The 21,775-nt window shown below is 67.3% G+C and carries 20 protein-coding genes and 1 tRNA gene; 8 read left to right on the top strand and 13 right to left on the bottom strand.

Annotated features, from left to right (window positions below; genetic code table 11):
- Positions 1 to 48: 48 nt before the first annotated feature.
- The 3 genes from CQW49_RS02080 to CQW49_RS02070 all read right to left on the bottom strand — a co-directional run bounded on the left by CQW49_RS02080 (position 49) and on the right by CQW49_RS02070 (position 3,345).
- On the bottom strand, positions 49 to 2,655 hold the full coding sequence (locus CQW49_RS02080; RefSeq protein WP_003612752.1) for an SGNH/GDSL hydrolase family protein: 2,607 nt from the start codon (positions 2,653 to 2,655) through the stop codon (positions 49 to 51).
- A gap of 234 nt (positions 2,656 to 2,889) precedes the next feature.
- Positions 2,890 to 2,963: transfer RNA gene (locus tag CQW49_RS02075), tRNA-Cys, on the bottom strand.
- 121 nt (positions 2,964 to 3,084) lie between these two features.
- Complete coding sequence (locus CQW49_RS02070) at positions 3,085 to 3,345, bottom strand: hypothetical protein (protein ID WP_003612754.1); 261 nt, start codon at positions 3,343 to 3,345, stop codon at positions 3,085 to 3,087.
- 206 nt (positions 3,346 to 3,551) lie between these two features.
- On the opposite strand from CQW49_RS02070, the gene CQW49_RS02065 reads away from it, so the two are divergent.
- Both CQW49_RS02065 and gyrA read left to right on the top strand, forming a co-directional pair.
- Positions 3,552 to 4,631: a hypothetical protein gene (locus CQW49_RS02065; RefSeq protein WP_065083665.1), complete on the top strand. Its 1,080-nt coding sequence runs from the start codon at positions 3,552 to 3,554 to the stop codon at positions 4,629 to 4,631.
- Between the two features lie 281 nt (positions 4,632 to 4,912).
- Positions 4,913 to 7,648, top strand: coding sequence for a DNA gyrase subunit A (gene gyrA, locus CQW49_RS02060; protein WP_003612759.1), 2,736 nt, complete (start codon positions 4,913 to 4,915; stop codon positions 7,646 to 7,648).
- 311 nt (positions 7,649 to 7,959) lie between these two features.
- On the opposite strand, the gene CQW49_RS02055 is transcribed toward gyrA, so the two are convergent.
- Entirely contained in the window at positions 7,960 to 8,403 is a 444-nt protein-coding gene (locus CQW49_RS02055; RefSeq protein WP_003612762.1) for a nuclear transport factor 2 family protein, read from the bottom strand.
- A 93-nt stretch (positions 8,404 to 8,496) separates the two neighbouring features.
- A complete protein-coding gene (locus tag CQW49_RS02050) occupies positions 8,497 to 8,706 on the bottom strand; it encodes a hypothetical protein (protein ID WP_003612764.1) in 210 nt (69 codons plus the stop codon).
- A 98-nt stretch (positions 8,707 to 8,804) separates the two neighbouring features.
- Between CQW49_RS02050 and CQW49_RS02045 the strand changes: the two genes are divergently transcribed.
- The gene (locus CQW49_RS02045) at positions 8,805 to 9,440 is read left to right on the top strand and encodes a glutathione S-transferase family protein (protein WP_003612766.1); all 636 of its coding nucleotides are present in this window, start codon (positions 8,805 to 8,807) and stop codon (positions 9,438 to 9,440) included.
- Between the two features lie 4 nt (positions 9,441 to 9,444).
- A complete protein-coding gene (locus tag CQW49_RS02040; RefSeq protein WP_003612768.1) occupies positions 9,445 to 9,996 on the top strand; it encodes a Uma2 family endonuclease in 552 nt (183 codons plus the stop codon).
- On the opposite strand, the gene CQW49_RS02035 is transcribed toward CQW49_RS02040, so the two are convergent.
- A complete protein-coding gene (locus CQW49_RS02035) occupies positions 9,973 to 10,641 on the bottom strand; it encodes a class I SAM-dependent methyltransferase (RefSeq protein WP_003612770.1) in 669 nt (222 codons plus the stop codon). The two genes, CQW49_RS02040 and CQW49_RS02035, sit on opposite strands and share 24 nt — an antisense overlap.
- A 51-nt stretch (positions 10,642 to 10,692) precedes the next feature.
- Between CQW49_RS02035 and CQW49_RS02030 the strand changes: the two genes are divergently transcribed.
- A complete protein-coding gene (locus CQW49_RS02030) occupies positions 10,693 to 11,289 on the top strand; it encodes a glutathione S-transferase family protein (protein ID WP_003612772.1) in 597 nt (198 codons plus the stop codon).
- A gap of 119 nt (positions 11,290 to 11,408) precedes the next feature.
- Here the strand turns inward: CQW49_RS02030 and CQW49_RS02025 are convergent, their stop codons facing one another.
- The 3 genes from CQW49_RS02025 to CQW49_RS02015 all read right to left on the bottom strand — a co-directional run bounded on the left by CQW49_RS02025 (position 11,409) and on the right by CQW49_RS02015 (position 14,838).
- Positions 11,409 to 12,914, bottom strand: coding sequence for a replicative DNA helicase (locus tag CQW49_RS02025; protein WP_003612773.1), 1,506 nt, complete (start codon positions 12,912 to 12,914; stop codon positions 11,409 to 11,411).
- A 298-nt stretch (positions 12,915 to 13,212) separates the two neighbouring features.
- Positions 13,213 to 13,779: a 50S ribosomal protein L9 gene (gene rplI / locus CQW49_RS02020; RefSeq protein WP_003612774.1), complete on the bottom strand. Its 567-nt coding sequence runs from the start codon at positions 13,777 to 13,779 to the stop codon at positions 13,213 to 13,215.
- 45 nt (positions 13,780 to 13,824) lie between these two features.
- Complete coding sequence (locus tag CQW49_RS02015) at positions 13,825 to 14,838, bottom strand: DUF2232 domain-containing protein (RefSeq protein ID WP_065083550.1); 1,014 nt, start codon at positions 14,836 to 14,838, stop codon at positions 13,825 to 13,827.
- A gap of 198 nt (positions 14,839 to 15,036) precedes the next feature.
- On the opposite strand from CQW49_RS02015, the gene CQW49_RS02010 reads away from it, so the two are divergent.
- A complete protein-coding gene (locus tag CQW49_RS02010) occupies positions 15,037 to 15,324 on the top strand; it encodes a hypothetical protein (protein WP_003612776.1) in 288 nt (95 codons plus the stop codon).
- A gap of 58 nt (positions 15,325 to 15,382) precedes the next feature.
- On the opposite strand, the gene CQW49_RS02005 is transcribed toward CQW49_RS02010, so the two are convergent.
- Both CQW49_RS02005 and CQW49_RS02000 read right to left on the bottom strand, forming a co-directional pair.
- A complete protein-coding gene (locus CQW49_RS02005; RefSeq protein WP_003612777.1) occupies positions 15,383 to 17,932 on the bottom strand; it encodes an ABC transporter permease in 2,550 nt (849 codons plus the stop codon).
- Complete coding sequence (locus tag CQW49_RS02000) at positions 17,929 to 18,615, bottom strand: ABC transporter ATP-binding protein (RefSeq protein ID WP_003612778.1); 687 nt, start codon at positions 18,613 to 18,615, stop codon at positions 17,929 to 17,931. The genes CQW49_RS02005 and CQW49_RS02000 overlap by 4 nt, the downstream gene beginning before the upstream one ends.
- Before the next feature lie 14 nt (positions 18,616 to 18,629).
- On the opposite strand from CQW49_RS02000, the gene CQW49_RS01995 reads away from it, so the two are divergent.
- Positions 18,630 to 19,346 (top strand): arylesterase, encoded by a 717-nt coding sequence (locus CQW49_RS01995; protein WP_003612779.1) that lies wholly within the window; start codon positions 18,630 to 18,632, stop codon positions 19,344 to 19,346.
- 294 nt (positions 19,347 to 19,640) lie between these two features.
- Positions 19,641 to 20,192, top strand: coding sequence for an RNA 2',3'-cyclic phosphodiesterase (gene thpR / locus CQW49_RS01990; RefSeq protein WP_003612780.1), 552 nt, complete (start codon positions 19,641 to 19,643; stop codon positions 20,190 to 20,192).
- 4 nt (positions 20,193 to 20,196) lie between these two features.
- Here the strand turns inward: thpR and CQW49_RS01985 are convergent, their stop codons facing one another.
- Together CQW49_RS01985 and CQW49_RS01980 are read right to left on the bottom strand one after the other, a co-directional pair.
- Complete coding sequence (locus CQW49_RS01985; RefSeq protein WP_003612781.1) at positions 20,197 to 20,970, bottom strand: lysophospholipid acyltransferase family protein; 774 nt, start codon at positions 20,968 to 20,970, stop codon at positions 20,197 to 20,199.
- Between the two features lie 79 nt (positions 20,971 to 21,049).
- The gene (locus CQW49_RS01980; RefSeq protein ID WP_003612782.1) at positions 21,050 to 21,748 is read right to left on the bottom strand and encodes a YdcF family protein; all 699 of its coding nucleotides are present in this window, start codon (positions 21,746 to 21,748) and stop codon (positions 21,050 to 21,052) included.
- Positions 21,749 to 21,775 lie beyond the last annotated feature (27 nt).

Below are 21,775 nucleotides of genomic sequence, written 5' to 3'. Positions count from 1 at the left end.
CGTCCGCGAAGGCAACGTCCTCGCCGATCGGCCGATCGCGACGTGTTATCAGATCGCGTTGACGACGGCCCGATACAAGGGTTCGACGATGGCGTAAGCCGCATCGGTCATATGTAGGCCGTCGTAGTAGTAGGCCGTATTTTCCGCCGCGGACGCCACGCCGATCGTCGCATCGCCTCCGACGTCGACAATGGCGTCGCAATGCGTTCCGACCCATCCGCGCAGCGCTGCGTTCGCCTGGAGCCGGATCGGGTCGAATGTCGCGCCGCCGCGCGCGAGGCTGTAGGGCGTGATGGTGAGCACCACGACCTTCGCGCCTCTGGCGCGGATTTCGTCGAGATAGGCCGCATAGTCTGCGAGCCATCCCGTGACGCCGCCCGGATGATTGGCGAGGCCGTTGACGCCGATCCAGCTCGAGAAGATGAATTTGCGCGCGCCGAGAGCGGAGGGGATCGCGTCCAGCACCGCTTGCTTGCGCGCGGCGAGAGTGGCGACCGTCGATCCTCCGATCGCTCCGATCCAACCGATATTTTTGGGATTTTGGCTCGCCGCGAACCGATACCAATATGAGCCGAGAGCCAGCGACGGTTGATCGCCGGGGCCTTGGAGCGACAGGGAATCGCCCTCGACGACGAGGAAGCGATCATTGCCGGCGCCGCTCGCCGCGCCGACATTCGCGGCGCGCGCCATGAGGATCGAGCGCGCGGTCGCGATTTCTTCGTTCGAAAGCGCGCGCGGCCAAATGCCGATAGCCGTCGTCTTGAAATTGCAAATATAGTCGCCGCCTTGCGCGAAATGCACGATCGCGCCGGCGAACAGCGAGCGGACAACCGCTCCCGAGCCGCCGGCTCCCTGTTGAAAATGCGAGTCGTCGAAGAAGAAGTCGGCGGACAGGGACGATATGCGATGCGCCCAGAAGTGATAGCCGGGGATGTAGGTTTCGAAATATCCCAGCGATGGACGCTCATATGTCCCGTTGTTCAGCTTCGAGACGCCGATCAATTCGCGCTCGAAGAACGCCGAGAATTGGCTGTAGCTCGTCGTCTTCGACACGATCGCGTGATAGCCGGAGCCGTTGCCGGCGCCGATCTTGGTTCCGACTGCGACAACCGTCGCGCTCGCGAGGTCGATGTCCTCGTCGAAAACGGCGAGACAGCCCGCGCCGGAGCTGAGGTCGAGAACGCCCGACGTGACAATATGCGAGCCGTCGTTCGGGCTTCTGCCGAACAACAGATGTCCGCCGTTGCGATGGTCAGCGCCGTAATCGGTCGCGCCGGCGTAGATGCGGATGTGGTCGATGAGGATATCCGCCCCGACGCTCGCGACATTTTGCGCCAGAATGAGCTTCGCCGACGTCGAGGCGAGAGTGACCTGAAACGACGCCGTTTGCCACGTGTCCGTCGCCGTGAATGTCGTTTCCGAGGTCGGGCCGAACGCGGTTTTGAACGTCTGATCGGCGGCGCCGCCGCGCTTGTAGGAGAAGCCGATCGTATATTCGCCGGCCGGAAGCGTGGTGGACAGAGTGTAGTCGTAATACCACGACGTCGTGTTGGTCCCGACGATGCGGACCGCCGTCGTCGAATCGTCGGGGCCGGGCTGATTATAGGTCACGACGATGCTCGAGCCGCCCCAGAAAGACGGTCGCAACGCCGGATCGTCGAGGCCGCGAACGAGGTTTTGCGAAACCGGCACGCTGGATTGGTAGTAGTTGGGGATATGCGGCTGCGGCGTCGCCGAATAATTCTCGGCGAGCCACAGCGCGACTGCGCCGGCCGGCAGCGACGAAAGCGCCGTCGGGTCGCCGACCTCATTCGTGACAGGCTGATCGGTGAAGGCCGCGACAGCAATTCCGTTCGCGTCGGCGAGCGCTCCCGTCTGCGGAACGACATAGCTGGCCGTCAGCGTCTCGCCATGGACGATCGCGCGAGAGAGGCCGAGGGTGACGGCGTTGCCAGAGACGTCGACGCTGACGACGCTCGCCGCGCCGCCGCTCGCCGTGACAGTGAACGCGCTCGTCGCGGGAACGATGGCGGCGAGCGCCGCCGAATAGGTGAGAATGATCGTGCTCGGATGCGCATCGGGAGTGACGACGGTCGAGAGGGCGGAGCTCGGCGTGCTCCCGACATTGTTGATCACGGCGCGTGAGAAGGCGGCGACCACGAGGCCGGCGACGGTCGACAACGGATGCGTCTCGGGAACGGCATAGGAGACGGAGACCGTCTCGCCGACGCCAATGGCGCGCGACAGGCCGAGGGTGACCGCGGCGCCGAGGATCGACACGCTCGAAACCGCAACGGCTCCGCCGCTCGCCGCGACGGTGAAAGCGCTCGGCGCCGGCGCTGTGGCGGAGAGCGCAGAATTATGGGTGAGGACGATCGCATCGGGAGCGGAGCTCGCGATGACCGCGCCGATGACTGCGCCGGGGCCCTCCAGAGCCGCGAGCCGATCCAAGATGTCTCGAGAGACGGAGAGCTTGCCGTCCGCAGAAATGGCGAGACCAGTCCCGACCATGACGAGGCCGAGCGTATCGGCGGCCGCCTTGAACAGGCTCCTGTCGATGCGGATCGTGACGGTCGCGCCGTCGGTGATGACGCTGATCGGATCTTCGCCGAGGATGGATGAGATTGAGCCGGTATCTTGCGACGAAATGGCCATTTCGAGTCTCCTCGACGATGGGCGATCGGCCGGTGCTGAAATAGGATCGCGCATTTCATAGAGATTGCGCGGCGCGCCGCTATTCGGATCGGAACGCCGCTCGCGACATGATGCGCGCTGGGCGGGCGATTGGGACCTCCGGAAATCTACAGGCAGGCGCCCGGCGCGACGCGAAGAAGCGGTCGCCGCGCGGCGGCGTCTAAAGCTAATTCAATCGCAGGACAGGAAAACGAGTGGAGGCCTCGGAGGGAATCGAACCCCCGTACAAGGATTTGCAGTCCTCTGCGTAGCCACTCCGCCACGAGGCCCCATGCGCCGACGATCGCCGAAGGCGTCGCCACGAGCAGGCCCGCTCTTACAGGAGCGCTTCACGAACGGCAAGCGCTCGAATGCGGGCGGGGAGGACTCTGTCCTCCCCCTCGGCTTTCGTCACCAATGGCGATAACGGCGCCAGTGATGCGGGGGATGATGCGGCCGCGGCGGGCCCCAGCCCCATTTCGGCGCGCAGCGGCCCCAGCGATTGAGGCGCATGCCCGGGCCGCAGGGCCAGGAGACGTCCTGCATGAGCGGATGCGGCTCAGAGGCGGCGGGGGCGGGCGCAACGGGCATGGCCTGCGCCGCCGGGACGCTCGACAGCGCCGCTCCCGTGGCCAGCGCCGCGACAAAAAAAGAGCGCGATATCTTGATCATGATGTCCTCCGGAGGAAGCGGCCCATAGTCGCGCATCAGTCTTGAATGGGCCGTGAACGGCCCATTAAGCAAACGTCAACCATCGCAAGATGCGGTGCGCCGCGCATAAACCTTTTCTTGTCGCTCCGCCGGTCAAGTTGCCGGCGTCCTTTGCCTGTGGAGTGGAGCTTCCGATGCGGTCTGGTCGTTCGTTCGCCGTGAGCGGAATGGTCCTTCTGACGTTCGGCTTCGCCGCTCCGCTCGCCGCCCAGCCGGCGCGCCGCGCGCCGCGGGCCGAGGCGACCATCGACGAAATGGCGGCGCCGCGACGCGAGGACTATGACCGCATCATCATGCAGCTGCCGCCGCTGACGCCGGTTCGCCACGGCGCCCAGAAGGCCGCGCCCGCCGTCGCGCCGCCCGCTCCCGCCGAGACGCCGGTCGCCGCGGAAGCGCCCGCGCAGCCGTCGCCGGCTGTCGCCGTCGACGCTCCGACCGCTCCCCAGTCCGAGCGAGCGTTGCAGACAGAGGCGCCTGTGCAGGCTGTTCGTGAGATCCCGCCCATGGCGGAGCCGGCGCCCATGGCGGAATCCGCCCCTGCAGCGGAGCCGGCGCCCATGGCGGAGGCCGCTCCTCTCGTCGAAGCCGCGTCGCCGCCCGCCGTCGAGGCTGCGGATGCGCCTCCCGCCGCCGCACCTTCTGTCGCAGCTCCCGCCGCGGCGCCGGAAGCCACGGAGCAGGCCGCGCCCGTGGCCGAATTGCCGCCGCCGCCGGCGCTCCCGCCCGAGGAGGAGCAGTCCTCCGGCTCCTGGACCGATTGGGCGCTATTGCTCGCCTTTGTGGCGATCGGCGGGCTGTTCGCGGCGCGCCGCTGGAAGGCGCGGCGTCGGCCCGCGCCGGCCCCTGCGCCTGTCGTCGCTCCGCCGCCCGCGGAGGCGAAGCGCGGCCGGCTCGCCGTCTTGCTCGTCGTCATCCGCGAGAAGGGCGCGCCCGCGGCCCTCGCTCTCATTGCGCGGCTCCGCAATCTGCGCCGACCCGAGTCGGCGCGCGAGCGCGACGCCGAGAAGGTCGCCGAATGGGCGCAGATTTCCGCGACCCTGCGGGCGCGGTCGAGCTCGGCGGTCGCTTCCGCGCCGCAGCCGGAAGAGGCGCCAGGCGTCGTCTCGGAGCCGCCGACGGCCAAGGCCGACGCGCGCCGCTGGGATCAGGACAGGGACGGCGTCGAACTGCTGGAGCCCGGCTCCCCCGGCGCCCGCGCGCTGGTGATGAACGCCCGCCGCAAGCTCCAAACCGTCGGCCAGCGCTGACATTTCGCCGGCCCTGGCGCGAGGCGTCATAAACTGGCGCCGGCCGGCAGAATCGCCTATAGATCATCGCTGATCGCGCGCGTCGCTCGACTGCGGCGAGATCGCCGACGACGAGCCTCGACGGCGCGGCCGACAGGGCGCCCGATCTTCCCCGGGGCGACTTCGGCGACGTCTTTCGCCCGAGGCGACGAGGCGGCGATCCTTCTCGAATGGGCGGTGACGCTGCGACCCGGAGTCGGGCCGCAGACCGCTTGCGACGACTATCGGATTGGCGGAGCCCCTTGGCCGACGACGACACAGAGAAGACTGGAGCGGCTGCGCCCGGCTCCGACATTCGCCCGGTTTCGATCGCCGATGAGATGAAGCGCAGCTATCTCGATTACGCGATGAGCGTGATCGTGAGCCGCGCGCTGCCCGATGTGCGCGACGGGCTGAAGCCCGTGCATCGGCGCATCATGTTCTCGATGCACGAGAACGGCCACACGCCCGACAAGCCCTATGTGAAATCGGCGCGCATCGTCGGCGACGTCATGGGTAAGTATCACCCGCATGGCGACGCCGCGATCTATGACGCGCTGGTGCGCATGGCGCAGCCTTTCTCGATGCGGCTGCCGCTGATCGACGGGCAGGGCAATTTCGGCTCGGTCGACAACGACCCGCCGGCGGCCATGCGCTACACCGAGTCGCGGCTCGCCAAGCCGGCGCTGGCACTGCTCGAGGATCTCGACGAAGGCACCGTCGACTTCAAGCCCAACTATGACGACAAGGAGATGGAGCCGACGGTTCTGCCGGCGCGCTTCCCGAACCTGCTCGTCAATGGCGCCGGCGGCATCGCCGTCGGCATGGCGACGAACATTCCGCCGCATAATCTCGGCGAGGTGATCGACGCCGCCATCGCGCTGATCGACCGGCCCGATATGAGCGTCGCCGAGCTGATGGAGATCGTGCCCGGCCCGGACTTCCCGACCGCGGCGACGATCCTCGGCCGCGGCGGCATTCGCAACGCCTATTCGACCGGGCGCGGCTCGATCATCATGCGGGCGAAGGCGGAGATCGAGACTTTGCGCAAGGAGCGCGAGGCGATCATCTTCACCGAGATACCCTATCAGGTGAACAAGGCGGCGCTGATCGAGCGCATCGCCGAGCTCGTCCGCGAGAAGAAGATCGAGGGCGTGGCCGATCTGCGCGACGAATCCGACCGCGACGGCATGCGCATCGTCGTCGAGCTGAAGCGCGACGCCGTGGCCGATGTGGTGCTGAACCAGCTCTGGCGCCACACCGCGCTGCAGTCTAGCTTCCCGGTCAATATGATCGCGCTCAACGGCGGGCGGCCCGAGCTGCTGACGCTGAAGGACGTGCTCGTCGCCTTCGTCGACTTCCGCGAGAGCGTGGTCACGCGGCGCACCAAGTTCCGGCTCAATAAAGCGCGCGACGCGGCGCATCTGCAGGTCGGCCTCGCCATCGCCGTCGCCAATATCGACGAGGTGATCCGTCTCATCCGCACCTCGGCCGACGCCGCTGCGGCGCGTGAGGCGCTGATGGAGCGGCTCTGGCCGGCCAAGGACATGGCGCCGCTGGTCGCGCTGATCGCCGATCCGCGCCATGTGTTGCACGAGGACGGGACGATTCGTCTCTCCGAGGCGCAGGCTCGCGCCATTCTCGATCTGCGCCTGCAGCGCCTCACCGCGCTCGGCCGCGAGGAGATCGCCGAGGCGCTGAACAAGCTCGCCGCCGAGATTGCCGAATATCTCGAGATTTTGCGCTCGCGTGAAAAGCTGTTCGGCATCGTCAAGGACGAGATGATCGCGGTGAAGACGGCCTATGCGACGCCTCGCCGCACGCAGATCGTCGACGGCGACGGCGATGTCGAGGACGAGGACCTCATCGCCCGCGAGGACATGGTCGTCACCGTCTCGCACGCCGGCTATATCAAGCGCGTGCCGCTCTCGACCTATCGCGCGCAACGGCGCGGCGGCAAGGGCCGCTCCGGCATGCAGACGAAGGAGGAGGATTTCGTCCACCGCCTGTTCGTCGCCTCGACGCATACGCCGGTGCTGTTCTTCTCCTCGCTCGGCCGCGCTTATAAAGAGAAAGTGTGGCGCCTGCCTCTGGCGGCGCCGCAGGCGCGCGGCAAGGCGCTGGTCAATCTTCTGCCGCTCGAGCAGAATGAGCGCATCACCACCATCATGCCGCTGCCGGAGGACGAATCGAGCTGGGCGACGCTCGACGCCATCTTCGCGACCACGCGCGGCACGGTGCGCCGCAACAAGCTCTCCGATTTCTCCGATGTGCGCCGCTCCGGCATCATCGCCATGAAGCTCGACGAGGGCGAGGCCATCGTCGACGTCGCCACCGCTTCGGAGAATGACGACGTGCTGCTGACGACGCGCGAGGGGCAGTGCATCCGCTTCCCCGTCACCGATGTGCGCGTGTTCCAGAGCCGCAGCTCCATGGGCGTGCGCGGCGTCGCCCTCGCCGCCGAGGATCGGGTGATCTCGCTGTCGATCCTGCGGCATTTCGAGGCGAGCGGCGAGGAGCGCGCCGCCTATCTGAAGCGCGCAGCGGCGCAGCGGCGCGCCGGCGCCCAGGAGAATGGCGCGGAAGAGGGAGCGGCCGAAGCCGAGGAAAGCTCGGCGTCGATCGAGCTGAGCGAGGCGCGCTTCCGCGACATGGAGCAGGCCGAGCAGATCATCCTGACCGTCTCTGAGAACGGCTATGGCAAGCGCAGCTCGTCCTTCGAATATCGCATCACCGGACGCGGCGGCAAAGGCATCGTCGCCATGGCGGTCAACGCCCGCAATGGCAAGCTCGTGGCCTCATTCCCGGTCGGCAGCGGCGCCGAAATCATGCTGGTGACCGACGGCGGCCAGCTGATCCGCTGCCCGGTCGAGGGCATCCGCATCGTCGGCCGCGGCACGCAGGGCGTCATCGTGTTCGATACGGCCGAAGGCGAGCGCGTGGTGTCGGTCGAGCATATCGGGGAGACGGGCGCCGAGGCGGAGGTCGCCGAGGAGTAGGCGAAACCCGATTACGAGTTGGCCGCGCTCGGCCGTTCGCTCATCGGGCCAGTCTGGACGATGCTGGAACGGTGACGAAAAATCGGGCGGCGATCGAACCCGCGTGGGACAGTGTCCAATGCGGAGCATACAGGCGAAGACGAGGCAGGATCTCGAGCCTCGCCCTCGGGGGCGGACATTCCTCGCACTGGTCTGCGAGGCCATCTCGTAAGCTCGGCGTCGTTATTTGCGACGACATATGAGAACCGGCGCCTGAAGAAAGGTCCACGCCACCGTCCGGCTCGCCACGTGGATGCACCGCTGTCTTCGCCTCATGGCACTATCTCCGCCCGCGCCACCAGGGCGTTCCACGCCGCAAGCGAGTCCATGTAGTCGCGCCAATACACGATCTTTTTGTTCTCGAACCGGATAATCGAGCAAAATCGATTCTCGTAGTTCACCTGCGTAGCGATGATCGTGCCGCGGACTTCGTATTCGATGACGATTCCTCCGCCGTCATCGGTCTTGTGGACGATCAACTCGCCGGCAGACTGAAGCGCAATATTGTCGACATAGCCACGGAAGGCGGCCATCAGATCGCGGCGCCCTTTGAGGCTGCGCGGCCAGCCTGGAAGCTCATAGAGCACCTCGTAGACGATGTCGTCGGAGACGACGTCGAAAAAATGCTCGCCATCAACGAGGTCTCCGACAGCCCTGCGAATGAGATCAAAATATGGGGCTGCGGCCTCGTAGGCTGCATATGGCGGGTCGATCACCTGATTCTCCTTGCCTTCGCAAATTTTTCGGATCGAGATCTGCAAATAGACCAGAACCAGGGATTGAAGAAGAAGGCGCTCTCAACGAACGTGCTACAAGGCGAAAATATCCTCCTCCGAGGCGAACTCCCCGCGTTCGGACTGCGCGAGCGCCTCGTCCAACGCCTCGATCGTCTCCGCATCCAGCGGGGCGCAAGGCGTTTGAGGCTCGATCGCCTCCAGCAGCAGCGCGGCGACCCGGTCCTGTTCGGCCTCCGGCAGCGCCCGTGAGCGCGCGATCGCCAGTTCAAGTAGCTTGCTCATGCGTCGATCACCCCTTGCAACCGGGAAGAATAGGCGCTTTTTTTCGGAACGCCAGCGGCGCGCGTCCGGCTCGTCCCGGCATCGGCGGAGGGGGTTCCATGCTCACGATCTACGGACGGCGCAATTCTTTCAATGTGCAGAAGGTCCTCTGGCTGGTCGGCGAGCTCGGCCTCGACCACGCCCATGTGCCGCTCGGCGGCGCCTTCGGCGGACTCGACGACCCGCAGTTTCGCGTCCGCAACCCGCATGGCCGCATTCCAGTGATCGAGGACGAGGGCGCCACCGTGTGGGAATCCCACGCGATCCTGCGCTATCTCGCGGCGCGCTATGGCGGCGAGCGCTTCTGGCCCGCCGATCCGGTGGCGCGTTCTTTTCCCGACCGCTGGATGGATTGGGCGCAGACCACGCTGCAGCCGGCCTTCGTCGACGGCGTGTTCGTCGCTTATTATCGCACGCCGGAGGAGAAGCGCGACTGGCCGACGATCCGCGCCGCCATCGCCCGCTGCGCGATCCATTATACTTTTCTCGATCAATGGCTCGCCAATCGCCCTTTCATCGCCGGAGACGATGTGACGCTCGCCGATATTCCCGCGGGAACGACGCTCTACCGTTATTTCGAGCTGGACATAGAGCGCCCGTCGCTCCCCAATGTCGAAGCTTGGTATGCGCGGCTGCAGGAGCGGCCCGCCTATCGCCAGCATGTGATGGTCCCCTTCGCCGAGTTGAAAGGGTGAGCCGATGAGCGCGGCCGCAAAACCGAAGATGACGGCCGAGGAATTCGTCGTCTGGGCCGAAGCGCAGCCGGGACGCTATGAGCTGGTCGACGGCGAAGTTCTCGCCCAGGCCTCCGAGCGCCTCGCCCATGCGAAGACGAAGGGCGCTGTTTATGTAGCCTTGCTGGACGCCGTGCGGCGCGCCGGCGCGCCGTGGCATGTGCTGCCGGACGGCATGGCCGTGCGCGTCGACGCATCGACGGTGTTCGAGCCCGACGCGCAGCTCTATTGCGGGCCGGAACTCGCGCCGGACACGCTGCTCGTTCGTGAGCCGTTGATCGTCGTGGAAGTGCTCTCGCCGTCGACCGGACGCAATGACGCGCTCGGCAAGCTCGAGGGCTATTTCCTCATTCCAAGCATCGCCCATTATCTCATCATCGACCCCGATACGCCGCGCGTGATTCATCAGCGGCGTGGGGAGGGGCGCGATATTCTGACGCGCGTCTATCATGACGGCGACATTGCGCTCGATCCGCCTGGCCTCTCGCTTCCGCTATCGGCGATCTACGCGCGCTGAAAAAAGCGCCGCGCAGCCGACTGTCTCGATCGACACGTCGCGAAAGCGCGCCTCGAGCGCGCTGCGCAGCCCGTCGAGATCGTCGCGCGCATTCGAGAACACGCCCTTGGCGTTGTAGAACGCCATCAGCCGACGCGCCGCCGCCGATCGCGCAACGCCGCCCTGCAACAGGGTGGACCCGAAGAGGACCGCGCCGTCGCGCATCAGCGGCCGCAGATGATCGAAGAGAATCGCCTTCTCCGCGATCGGCCCGGGCAGGCAGTGCAGCAGATAATTGACGCCGATCGAATCGAAGGGCTCGGCGTCGAAGGCGATCGGCTCCAGCACATTGCGCCGATAGGTCTTCGGCGCATAACGCGCAACGCGATTGGCCGCAAAGCGCAGCGCATTGTCATTGAGATCCATCAGCGCGACGCGCGGTGAAGCGGCGGGGAAGCGGCAGCGGTCGAGAAAATAGCCCGTGCCGACGCCGACATCGAGATGATTTCCCGTCACATGCGCATCGTAATGAGCGAGGAGGCGCGGCGTCGGACATTTCCAGACGAAGCGATTGGAAAGGCCGAGCACGACGAGATCATAGAGCTGCAGCACGCGGGGCGTGTAGATGGCCTGTCCGGCCTCGATGTCTTCGGGACTGGCGATCATCTCTTCAAAGCCTTATTCGCTGTCCATCGGTATCGATCAGGAAGGAACGTCATGCCTATCCTACGCTATTCCGCGGCCTCGCCCTATGCCCGCAAGGCGCGAATCGTGGCCGAGCTCTGCGGCCTCGGCCCGAGCCTGACGCTCGAAGGCGCCGACACGAGCAATCCAGAGGATTCGCTGCGCGCGCAAAACCCGCTCGGCAAGGTGCCGACGCTGATCCTCGAAACGGGTGAGACGATCTATGACAGCCGCGTCATCTGCGACTATTTCGATCTTCTCGTCGGCGGCGGCAAGGTCGTCCCTCTTGATCCCGCCGCGCGCATCGCCGCACTGACGCTGCAATCGCTCGGCGACGGAATCAATGACGCGGCGCTGCTCATCCGTTACGAGGTCACGCGCCCGGAGAATTTGCGCGACCCCAAATGGATCGCCTTGCAGCAGGGCAAGATCGACCGCGCTCTCGCCGAGCTGAACGCGCGCTCGCCGGCCTTTCCGGTCACGGTGGGTCATGTCGCGCTCGCCTGCGCGCTCGGCTATCTCGATTATCGCTTCGGCGGCGAATGGCGCGCGGCGCATCCCGCGCTCGTCGCCTGGCTCGACGAATTTTCGCGCGCGGTTCCGGCCTTCGAGGCGACGCGCGTCGCCTGAAAGACTCGGCCCCACCGCTCTGGATTGCTTCGCTTCGCTCCTCGCAATGACGGCCGTCATTGCGAGGAGCGAAGCGAAGCAATCCAGAGCGGCGGGGCGCGTCCTCGCCGACGCGCGCCTCACATCCGCGCCGGCAGCTTGTCCTCCTCGGCGAGATTGGAGAAGCGCGTCAGCTCGGCCTCGAAGGCGAGCGTCACCGTGCCGGTCGGGCCGTGGCGTTGCTTGCCGAGAATCGCCTCGGCGCGGCCGTGCACGCGCTCCATCTCGTTCTGCCAGGTGATGTGCTCCTCCGTGCCTTCGCGCGGCTCGCGATTGCGTAGATAATATTCCTCGCGATAGACGAATATGACCACATCGGCGTCCTGCTCGATCGAGCCCGATTCGCGAAGATCGGAGAGCTGCGGCCGCTTGTCGTCGCGCGATTCGACCTGACGCGAGAGCTGCGACAATGCGACGATCGGCACGGCCAGCTCCTTGGCCAGCGCCTTCAATCCGGTGGTGATCTCGGTCAGCTCCTGCACGCGATTGTCGCCGCGCGACTTGGAGCCCGACAGCAATTGCAGATAGTCGACGACGAGCAGATCGAGCCCGCGCTGGCGCTTCAAGCGCCGCGCCCGCGCGGTGAGCTGCGCGATGGAGATGCCGCCGGTCTGGTCGATGAAGAAGGGAATGCTCTGCATCTCGCGCGCCGCGTCGGTGATGCGGCGGAAGTCATCCTCATTGATGTCGCCGCGGCGGATCTTGTACGAGGCCACGCCGGATTGCTCGGCGATGACGCGCGTCGCCAATTGCTCGGCCGACATTTCGAGCGAGAAGAAGCCGACGATCCCGCCATTCACCGTCTTCAGCGAGCCGTCCGGCTGCTGCTCGGACTGATAGGCCTTGGCGATGTTGAAGGCGATATTGGTGGCGAGTGCGGTCTTGCCCATGCCGGGGCGGCCGGCGACAATGATGAGATCCGAGCGCTGCAGGCCGCCCATCTTCTCGTCGAGATCGGTGAGCCCCGTCGCCGTGCCGGACAGATGTCCGTCGCGCTGATAGGCGCTGCTCGCCATGTCGATGGCGGTGACGAGCGCGTCGGAGAAGCGCTGGAAGCCGCCGTCGTAGCGGCCGGTCTCGGCCACCGAATAGAGGCGGCGCTCGGCCTCTTCGATCTGCTGGCGCGGGGTCGAATCGATGGGCGCGTCATAGGCTGCGTTGACGACATCCTCGCCGATGACGATCAATTCGCGCCGCACCGCGAGATCGTGAATGGTGCGGCCGTAATCCTCCGCATTGATGATCGTCGTCGCCTCGCGCGCGAGGCGGGCGAGATAGGCCTGCATCGTCAGCCCGCCGGGCAGCTCGATGTCGCCGAGATGCGTCTTCAGCGTCACCACCGTCGCGACGCGGCCGGCGCGGATGATCTGCGAGCACACCTCGAAGATGCGCCGGTGCAGCTCCTCGGAGAAATGCGCGGCCTGCAGAAAATCCGACACGCGGTCGAAGGCGTCGTTGTTGACCAATATGGCGCCGAGCAGCGCCTGCTCGGCCTCGATGTTGTGGGGCGGCGTGCGATAGCTCGGGGCGTCGAGCGGCGCGACCTGCAATGTCCGCAGGCCCGGCAATTGTTCGATTGCTGGCATGGTCTCTCGCGTCTGGCGCTGAAATGTCTTCGACGCCGTGAGGACTAAACGCGACGAGCGCTCGAAAGGACGGAGCGGACTTTGCCCGAATGGGAGCGCGGCGCCAATGACAAACATCACGCCGCCGCGGCGCTGCGACGGGCTTGTGAGTCATTTCCACACGCTTAGTGAAAATGAATCGACGATTCGCGGAATTGCGGTTGAGTGTGGCAGTTCTGCAACGGCGCCGCCGAAGCAAACGGCCGAAGGCGTTTTCGCCTCCGGCCGTCGCTGATTCGGTTGGTCCGAAGCGAGACTTTTAGAGCTCCACGTCGCCGGCCTCGGCGAGCGCCGCGCCGACCTCGAGACCGAGATCGTCGAGCGTCGTCTCCTCGCGCGCCGCGGCGGCCTCGCCGCGCGCCTGGCGCTCGGCCTCTTCCGTCGAGCGGGCGACATTGACGATGATCTTCACCTCGATCTCGGGATGCAGATGCGCCGACACGGTGTGCAGGCCGAGCGCCTTGATCGGATGCTGCAGGTCGATCTGGTCGCGGCTGAGCGAGAAGCCGCCGGCGGTCGCCGCCTCGGCGATGTCGCGCGTCGCCACCGAGCCGTAGAGATGGCCGCTCTCGCCCGCCTGGCGGATGATCACGAAGCTCTGCCCCTCGAGCTTCTCGGCGACCCCTTCGGCCTCCTTGCGGGCGGTGAGATTGCGCGCCTCGATCTGGGCGCGCTGCGTCTCGAAATGTTTCTTGTTCGATTCCGTGGCGCGCATCGCCTTGCCGCGCGCAAGCAGGAAGTTGCGGGCATAGCCGTCGCGCACGCGCACAGTCTCGCCCATCTGGCCGAGCTTGGCCACGCGCTCCAGAAGAATCACCTCGACCATCGTCTTCTCCTCATGTCTCTCGTTGATGTTGCGCCCGTCGCTTCGTCAGCCGCGCCGTTCCTGCGCGGCCGCCCGCTTGCGGGCGCGGAAGGAGAAGGCGGCGTCGGCGACGCCGACGGCGGTGAACAGCAGGATCGGCCAGCCGAACAGGCCGATCGTGAAATAGGCGACGAGCAGCGCGACCGTGCCGATCTTGGCGGTGCGCAGCAGCATATGCGCGACGGCGAGCCCTTGCAGCGCCAGCGCGAGGCCGAGCGTCTCCGCGACGATGAGGGCGATCTCGCCGGGGAGATCGCCGACCGCGGCGAGGGTCGCCGCGACGACGAACACGGCGGCGACAGGGCGCGGCAGCGTGAATTCGGCGGCGATGTCCGGCCAGCTCGCCGACAACAGGCCCGACGCCTTGACCAGCTTCCCGGCGCACCAGAGATTGAGCGAATAGATCAATAGCGCATAGCCGGCGATCGTCGCCGGAAAGGCGAAAGCCGCGACGCCGGAGAGGCGCGCAGCGTCGAAGCGGTCGCCGAGGTCCTGGCCGCGGAACATATCCTCGATGATCAGAAACGCTTTGGCGCGCAGCGGGTTGATCGCTTCCTCGAAGCTGCCGAAATAGATCGACGCGGCGATGACGGCGACGCTGAACGCTACCGCCAGCGCGACGCTCGCGCCGAGCACGGCGATGGCGGCGCGATTGCCGGCGACGAGCTCGCGGCCGCGGAATGGAGCGCCGAGCGCGATATAGCAGGCGAGAATGGCGGGGATCGCCAATATGCCGGCATAGACGAGGCCGAACGCCGGATTGGGCCAGATCGACAGCAGCCCGGCCGCGATCAGGGCCGCGGTGGCGCCTTGGCGCAGCCCGAAGCCGAGCGCGACGATCATCAGCGGCAGCGGCGCGAGATGCGCGAGCAGCAGCCCGGCGAGCGTGCCCTTGGTGAGCACGGCGAAGACCGCAGCCGCCGCCAAGCCGCCGCCGAGCGGGGCGAACATGTTCGGCAGCGAAATATCGCCCTTGTCCGGGGCCGGCGGTTTCTTGCGTTCGGGCAGAAGTTGGGGCATGTCCGATTTTACACAGCTGCGAGGGCGCGCGCGATTATCTCGCGTCCAGCCTCCCGGACGCCGCGAAGCCCGCCTTTTAAGGCCGCAGCGCCCCGGGAGCAAGGGTTTCGGTCGATTTGGGCGCGTTTCGGCGTATTTTCGCCCCGTGGCCCCGCCGGCGGCGCTCGATTCGGCTGCCGAGAGCGAAGGTCGAGAGAGATGGACGCGAAGGCGAAGCCGGTCCGTATTTTCCAGGCAGGGGACGAGAATGAGCGTCGCATTCGACACTTGAAATTCGTGGAGAAGCTCGAGGCCGGCGGCTTCACGCATGCTCGAGCCAAAGCGGCCGCCGAAGCGTTCGCCGAGGCGACCAGCCAGGAGCTGGTCACGAAGAGCGATTTGAAGGAAGCGCTCGCCGAGCTCAAAGTCGATATGGTTCGCTGGCTCATCGTAACCCAGATCGCGCTCGCCGGCGTCCTTCTCGCCGCCTTCAAATTCGTGCGGTGAGCGTTGTTTCACGGCGATTCGACGGTTCTCGCGAGCGATCCGTCAGGCTCGCCCACCTCTAGCGGCGCCGCAGCGCCGCGCCCGGCCGTCGCCCGAGCGCGCGCCAGCTGCCGGCGAGGCCGAGCGCGATGGCGAAGACGAGCGCGCCGAGCATCGTCGCGGCGACCGGCCCGGGCCGGAACACGAAATCCATCCGCATCAGCGTCGTCAGGATGAAAGCCGCGGCGCCGCTGCCGGCCGCCACGGCGACCGCGCCTGCCGCGGCGCCGAGCAGCGCGAATTCGATTCCATAGGCGCTGATCAGAAAGCCGCGCGTCGCGCCGAGCGTCGAGAGAATCACCGCGTCGCGCAGCCGCGTCTGCTGCGAGGCGGCGACGGCGCTGCCGAGCGCCAGCGCGGCTGTGAGAATCGCAATGGCCGCCGCGCCGCGCGCCGCCGTGGTCAGCCGATCCGCGATCTCCCCGACGGCGTCGAGCGCATCCTTCACCCGCAGCGCGGCGATCATCGGAAAGCGCTTCGCGACCTCCCGCGTCAGCCGCGCGTCGCGGCCATCGTCGCGCCCGTCGAAGGCGGCCGTGACCATTTGCGAATAGGGCGCGTCGGCGAAGGCGGCGGGCGAGAACACCATCATGAAATTAATGCCGAAGCTGCGCCAGTCGACGCGCCGCAGATTGGCGACGCGCGCGGTGAGCTCGCGGCCGAGCGCATTCACCGTGATCTCGTCGCCGACCGCGAGGCCGAGCCCTTCGGCGACCCGCGCCTCGAGCGAGACCAGGGGCGATTCGGGCCGGTCCTCCTCCGCGCGCCACCAGGAGCCCGCGGCCAGGGTCGAGCCTGCAGGCAGGGTTGAGGAGAAAGTGACGCCGCGATCGCCGTCGAGGGCCCAGGAGATATCGTCCGGCGGCTTCAACGTCTCGACGCGCGCGCCCTTCACGGCGACGATGCGCCCGCGCAGCATGGGCGCCTGCTCGATCCGCGCGTCCGGCGAGAATGAAGTGAGAAAGGCGGAAAATTCCGCCGCCTGCTCCTTCGGCACGTCGATGAAGAAGAAATTCGGCGTGCGGCCGCGCTCCCTCGGCGCCAGCTCGGCGTGGATGGAGGCTTCGACCAGGGCGAGCGCGACGAGCAATGTCTGCGTCAGCCCGATCGACAACACGAGCGGCGCCGCCAGATTTCTGGGCCGGCGGATATTGGCGATCGCATGGCGCAGCCGCAGGCTCGCAAAGCGCGGCGCGCGGGTCGCGGCCAGCACGACGAGGGCGGCGACGCCGCGGAGCAGCAGAAAAGCGGTTCCAGTCGCGGCCGCATAAGCGGCGGCGAGCCGCAGATCGGCGGCGAAGGCCAATATCGCGCCGATGAGCAGCGCGACGCAGGCGAGCGAGGCGGCGGCGAAGAGCCGCGGCGTGCGCGTCTCCTCGGTCTCCTCGCGCAGCAGCCGCGCCACCGGCGTCGCATAGGCGCGGCCGAGCGGGCCGAGTGCGAAGATCAGCGTCACCAGCAGGCCGCAGAGCGCGCCGATGGCGAGGCTGCGGAGGTCGACGCTGGGCGCGAAGGGCAGGCCGACGGCGCCGAGCGCGCGATCGAGCAGAAAGGGAAAGGCCGAGCCGAGAGCGAGGCCGCCGGCGATGGCGAGGGCGGCGACCAGCAGCACTTCGGTCAGCGCAATGGCGAAGACGCGCGAGGCCGGCGCGCCGAGCGCCTTCAGAATGGCGAAGGAATCGCGCTTGCGAGCGACGAAGCCGTCGACGGCGTTGGCGACGCCGGCGCCGCCCGCGACCAGCGCCGTGAGCGCGACCAGCGTCAACAATTGCGTGAAGCGCTGCTGATTGCGCGTGAACTGCGGCGAGACGGCGTCGCGCCGGCGCATCTCCCAGCCGGCGTCCGGGAAGGCGGCGGCGAGCGCTGTGGCGAATTGCTCGACGTCCCGATCTTCGGCGACGCGATCGCCGGCGCCGAGCGCCACTCGGGCGACGCGGCGCAAAATCACGCCCGGCCGGTCGAGCCGGCTCGCCGCGAGCCCGGCTTCGCTCATCAGGACGCGGGAGCCGAAGGCGACGCCGCCGGCGAGCTTATCCGGCTCGGAGACGAGCTCGCCGCGCAGATCGAAAACGCCGGAGCCGATCTTCAGCCGATCGCCGACCTTCAGATCCAGCCGCGCGATCAAGGTCGAATCGGCGGCGACGCCGAGCACGCCGTCGCGTGGGCCGAGCGCTTCGGCAAGACTCTGCGCCGGCGCGAGCGTCACGGCGCCGGCGAGCGGAAAAGCCGCGTCGACGGCCTTGACCTCGACCAACGCCGCCTCGCCCGCCTCGGAACGGGCCATGGCGCGGATCAGCGCGATCTCGCCGACGCGTCCGGCGCGCTCGAGAAAGGCGCGCTGTTCCGGCGTGAACGGTCGCGAGGTCACGGCGAGCGAGATGTCGCCGCCGAGGATCGCGCGCCCCTCGCGAGCGAGGCCCGCCGACAGGGAAGAGGAGGCCGCGCCGACGCCGGCGATCGCCGCCACGCCGATGACGATGCAGGCGATGAAGACGGAAAAGCCGCGCAGATCGCCGATAAGGTCGCGCAGGGCGAAGCGCAGAGGCAGCGGCAGGCGAGATCCCTTCATTCGCTGATCTCGGCGTCGATCCGCCCCGAGCGCAGCCGCACGGCGCGGTCGCAGCGGGCGGCGAGCGAGGCGTCATGCGTCACCAGCACCAAGGTGGCGCCGCGCCGCGCCTGCTGCGCGAAGATGAGATCGATGATGGCGGCGCCGGTCTCCGAATCGAGATTGCCGGTCGGCTCGTCGGCGGCGAGAATCGCCGGGTCCGGCGCCAGCGCCCGCGCCAGAGCGACGCGCTGCTGCTCGCCGCCGGAGAGCTGCCCCGGATAATGCGCGAGTCGGCCGCCGAGCCCGACGGCCTCCAGCTCTTCCCGCGCGCGTGCAAAAGCGTCGGGGCGGCCGGCGAGCTCCAGCGGAACCGCGACATTCTCGAGCGCAGTCATGGTCGGGATGAGCTGAAAGGATTGGAAGACGACGCCCATTCTGCGGCCGCGGAAGCGCGCCAGCTCATTCTCGGAGAGGCGCGTGAGATCGGCGCCGTCGACGCGGACGCGGCCGGAATCGGGCCGCTCCAGCCCGGCCAGCGTCATCAGCAACGTTGATTTGCCCGAGCCCGAGGGGCCGATGAGGCCCACGGCCTCGCCCTTGTGCACGGCGAGGCTGATTTTTTTCAGCACATGGGCGCGCGAAGCGCCGGCGCCGAGGGTAAGATCGACATCGTCGAGCTCGATGATCGGCTGATTCAGCAAGAGGATTCCCGAAGATGACGAGAGGCGACGCGCAGGACCGCCGCGACCATCGGACTTATGCGAAGCCGGCGCGAATTTCCAGGATCACCCGGCGCATTTCTGCGCTGCTCGCGCTCGGCGCCGGGCTCGTCGGCGCCGCGCAGGCCGAGCCGCTGCGCATCATCGCCTTCGGCGACAGCCTCACCGCCGGCTATCAGCTGCCGGCCGACGCCGCTTTTCCAGCGGCGCTGGAGCGGCGGCTGCGCAAAGAGGGCTATGACGTGAAAGTGGTCAATTCCGGCGTTTCCGGCGAGACCACGGGGCAGGGGGCGGGGCGCATCGCCTATGCGCTGCGCGACGGCGGCGATCTGCTGATTCTCGAGCTCGGCGCCAATGACAACCTGCGCGGGCTCGACCCCGCCGGCACGCGCGCCAATCTCGAGAGGATCATCGCCGCCTGTGACGCCAGAGGAACAAAGGTGCTGCTCGCCGGAATGGTCAGCATCGCCAATTACGGCGAGGAGACGAAGCAGGCCTTCGACGCCATTTTTCCCGCTCTGGCCGCCGAGCGTCGCCTGCCGCTCTATCCTTTCTTTCTCGAGGGCGTGCTCGGCGTCGACGGCATGACCCTGCCGGACGGCCTGCATCCGAGCCGGGCCGGGGTGGAGCGGATCGTCGAGGGCGTCGCGCCGCTGGTCGCGGCTCGTCTCGACGCAATTCGCGCGGAAAAATCCGGCGGGGCGGCGCGCTGATCGGGCGACGGCCCGGCTCGTCGCAAGGCTCCGCCGGGGCGGATTTTAGGGTATAATGAGTTCGGAAGTGGCTCGCGGTCCAGACCCGGGCTTGGACCGCGAGCCTTCAGGCTCGCTTTCGAGACCCATCGATTGCGATGAAGCAGACCGTAGTCCTGCGCGCGACGCGCGAAACTCTAGGGAAGGAGGCGCCCGCCAGAGCCGCTTCGATCCGCCGCGAGCGGCCCATCCGATCACGAGACCATCGCTACCGGCGACGAATCACGCCCGCGATCGACCAGGATGGAGGACCCAATGCCGAGACTGTTCACCGCCCTCGAAATCCCGGCCCGGGTGGCCGCTGATCTCTCCATGCTGCGCGGAGGCCTTTCCGGCGCGCGCTGGATCGACGCCGAGAATTATCACATCACGCTACGCTTCATCGGCGATGTCGACGACGCCATGGCCCATGACGTCGCTATGACGCTCGCGGGCGTGCGCCGCCCGTCGATGACGGTGGAGCTCGACCGGCTCGACTCGTTCGGCGGCGACAAGCCGCGCGCGCTCATCGTGAAGGCGCGGGCCGATTCGGCGCTCACCGAGCTCCAGGCCGAGCATGAGCGCCTGCTGCGCCGTCTCGGCGCTGCGCCCGAGCCGCGCAAATTCGTGCCGCATGTGACGCTGGCGCGGCTGCGCGGCGCGCCGAGCTCGGCGGTCGCCGCTTATCTCGGGACGCGCGGCTATTTCCCGCCGCTGCGCTTCGAGGCGGCGAGCTTCGTCCTCTACTCGTCGCGCGATTCGGTCGGCGGCGGGCCTTATATCGTCGAGGCGGAGTATTCGCTGCGCGGCAAGGCCGCCGCGGCCTGATCCCTCAGACGGTCGGCGCGGTCGCGCGGTTGCGCTCGACGATCGCGCCGAGCGCGGGGTCGCGCGCGACCGCCTCCTCGATCAGCCGTTCGGTCGCCGTCTCCATCGTCTCCTGCAGGCGCTCGAAGAATAGTCTGGGCGCGAGGCCCGGCTCGATCGGCGGCAGATATTCGAGGACAACGGTCCCCGGGCGGATCAGGAAGGAGCGCCGCGGCCAGAACAGGCCGGAATTGAGCGCCACCGGCAGGCAGGCTGCGCCGCTCTCGTGATAGAGATGGGCGACGCCGAATTTATATTGCGCCGGCGCGCCGATCGGGCGGCGCGTGCCTTCGGGAAAGATGAACAGCTGCCGACCCTGCGCGAACAGCGCCTTGACCTTGCGCGTGATCTGCGGCAGCACCCGTCCGCCCTTGGCGCGGTCGACGGCGATCTGCTCGGCGGCGAGAAGATACCAGCCAAAAAAGGGAATATAGATCAGCTCATGCTTCAATATGAATGAGAAGTCCGGGAAGTGCAGGGGCAGCACGAACGTTTCCCAGATCGACTGATGCTTGCAGGCGACGATGACTGGGCCTTTCGGAATATTCTCGAGCCCCCGGAACTCGACCTTCAGCCCGACGATCTTCTCGAGCCACCACAAAGAGGTGCGGCCCCAGGCGCGGCCGAGCGTGAGCGACGCCTGCCGCGGCATCGCCAGCGCCGGCAGCCAGATCAGCATCAGCACGATCACATTGGTGAAGAAGGCGATGTTGAAGATGAGCGAGCGCAGATACAGCATCGGGTCCGCCTGACGGGGTGGATCGGTCGGGCGTTCTCTAGCGCATTTCCGGCCGACGCAAAATTCACCGGCGTCGCTTTCACCAGGACGGGGCGTCGACCTCGGCCATTGCGCCGGTGCGTGTGGAATGCCCCGCATAAGAAGCGCCCGGGAACAGGCGCGTGCGCGCCAAAGCAAAGAGATATTTGACATATTCCCCGCCGATGAGGCGCGCGACGCTGGCGTCGTCGAGCCAGTCGGCGACCTGCATATGTTCGCTGACGACCGGGAAGGGATAGAGCTCGACGCCGGGCAATGCGGCCGACAGCTCCACCAGAGCGCGGGGCATATGATAATTGGAGGTGACGACGATGAGAGAGCCGCCGATGCCGCGGGCCTTGGCCCATTCGCGCGTCTCGGCGGCGTTGCCGGCCGTGTCCAGCGCCTCATAGCCGAGGTCGATGCAGCAATCGAACAATTGCCGCGACACCGGCAGCAGCTTGGCGATCTCCGGGCCGCGGGTGGATTTGTTGACGCCGGTGATGAGCAGTCGGCGCGCCTGCCCGCGCGCGAGCAGTTCCGCCGCCTCATGGATGCGGTCGGAGCCGCCGGTCAGCACCACCACCCCGTCGGCCTGCACGGTGAGGATCGGCTCGGCGCGCTCGAGCGACAGAGCGAAGCCGATGAAGCCCGCCACGAAGCCCGACGCCAGGAAGCCGGCGAGGCACAGCAGCAGCGTCGCCGCGCGTCGTGGCGCGGCCGATCGCCGTCGTCTCTGCGCTCTCGGGCCAGCCGCCACGCGTCTCGTCCTGATGTGACCCATGCC

The organism is Methylosinus trichosporium OB3b (assembly GCF_002752655.1).
GTDB lineage: Bacteria > Pseudomonadota > Alphaproteobacteria > Rhizobiales > Beijerinckiaceae > Methylosinus > Methylosinus trichosporium.
The sequence above is the reverse complement of the archived record's forward strand: the minus strand, read 5'-3'. Positions and strand labels throughout refer to the sequence as shown.

What these genes read in the sequence shown, in the direction of transcription:
- CQW49_RS02080 (WP_003612752.1), bottom strand. Translation starts at nt 2,655, where the DNA reads ATGGCCATTTCGTCGCAAGATACCGGCTCAATCTCATCCATCCTCGGC.
- CQW49_RS02070 (WP_003612754.1), bottom strand. Translation starts at nt 3,345, where the DNA reads ATGATCAAGATATCGCGCTCTTTTTTTGTCGCGGCGCTGGCCACGGGA.
- CQW49_RS02065 (WP_065083665.1), top strand. Translation starts at nt 3,552, where the DNA reads ATGGTCCTTCTGACGTTCGGCTTCGCCGCTCCGCTCGCCGCCCAGCCG.
- CQW49_RS02050 (WP_003612764.1), bottom strand. Translation starts at nt 8,706, where the DNA reads ATGAGCAAGCTACTTGAACTGGCGATCGCGCGCTCACGGGCGCTGCCG.
- CQW49_RS02045 (WP_003612766.1), top strand. Translation starts at nt 8,805, where the DNA reads ATGCTCACGATCTACGGACGGCGCAATTCTTTCAATGTGCAGAAGGTC.
- CQW49_RS02040 (WP_003612768.1), top strand. Translation starts at nt 9,445, where the DNA reads ATGAGCGCGGCCGCAAAACCGAAGATGACGGCCGAGGAATTCGTCGTC.
- CQW49_RS02035 (WP_003612770.1), bottom strand. Translation starts at nt 10,641, where the DNA reads ATGATCGCCAGTCCCGAAGACATCGAGGCCGGACAGGCCATCTACACG.
- CQW49_RS02030 (WP_003612772.1), top strand. Translation starts at nt 10,693, where the DNA reads ATGCCTATCCTACGCTATTCCGCGGCCTCGCCCTATGCCCGCAAGGCG.
- CQW49_RS02025 (WP_003612773.1), bottom strand. Translation starts at nt 12,914, where the DNA reads ATGCCAGCAATCGAACAATTGCCGGGCCTGCGGACATTGCAGGTCGCG.
- rplI (WP_003612774.1), bottom strand. Translation starts at nt 13,779, where the DNA reads ATGGTCGAGGTGATTCTTCTGGAGCGCGTGGCCAAGCTCGGCCAGATG.
- CQW49_RS02015 (WP_065083550.1), bottom strand. Translation starts at nt 14,838, where the DNA reads ATGCCCCAACTTCTGCCCGAACGCAAGAAACCGCCGGCCCCGGACAAG.
- CQW49_RS02010 (WP_003612776.1), top strand. Translation starts at nt 15,037, where the DNA reads ATGGACGCGAAGGCGAAGCCGGTCCGTATTTTCCAGGCAGGGGACGAG.
- CQW49_RS02005 (WP_003612777.1), bottom strand. Translation starts at nt 17,932, where the DNA reads ATGAAGGGATCTCGCCTGCCGCTGCCTCTGCGCTTCGCCCTGCGCGAC.
- CQW49_RS01995 (WP_003612779.1), top strand. Translation starts at nt 18,630, where the DNA reads ATGACGAGAGGCGACGCGCAGGACCGCCGCGACCATCGGACTTATGCG.
- thpR (WP_003612780.1), top strand. Translation starts at nt 19,641, where the DNA reads ATGCCGAGACTGTTCACCGCCCTCGAAATCCCGGCCCGGGTGGCCGCT.
- CQW49_RS01985 (WP_003612781.1), bottom strand. Translation starts at nt 20,970, where the DNA reads ATGCTGTATCTGCGCTCGCTCATCTTCAACATCGCCTTCTTCACCAAT.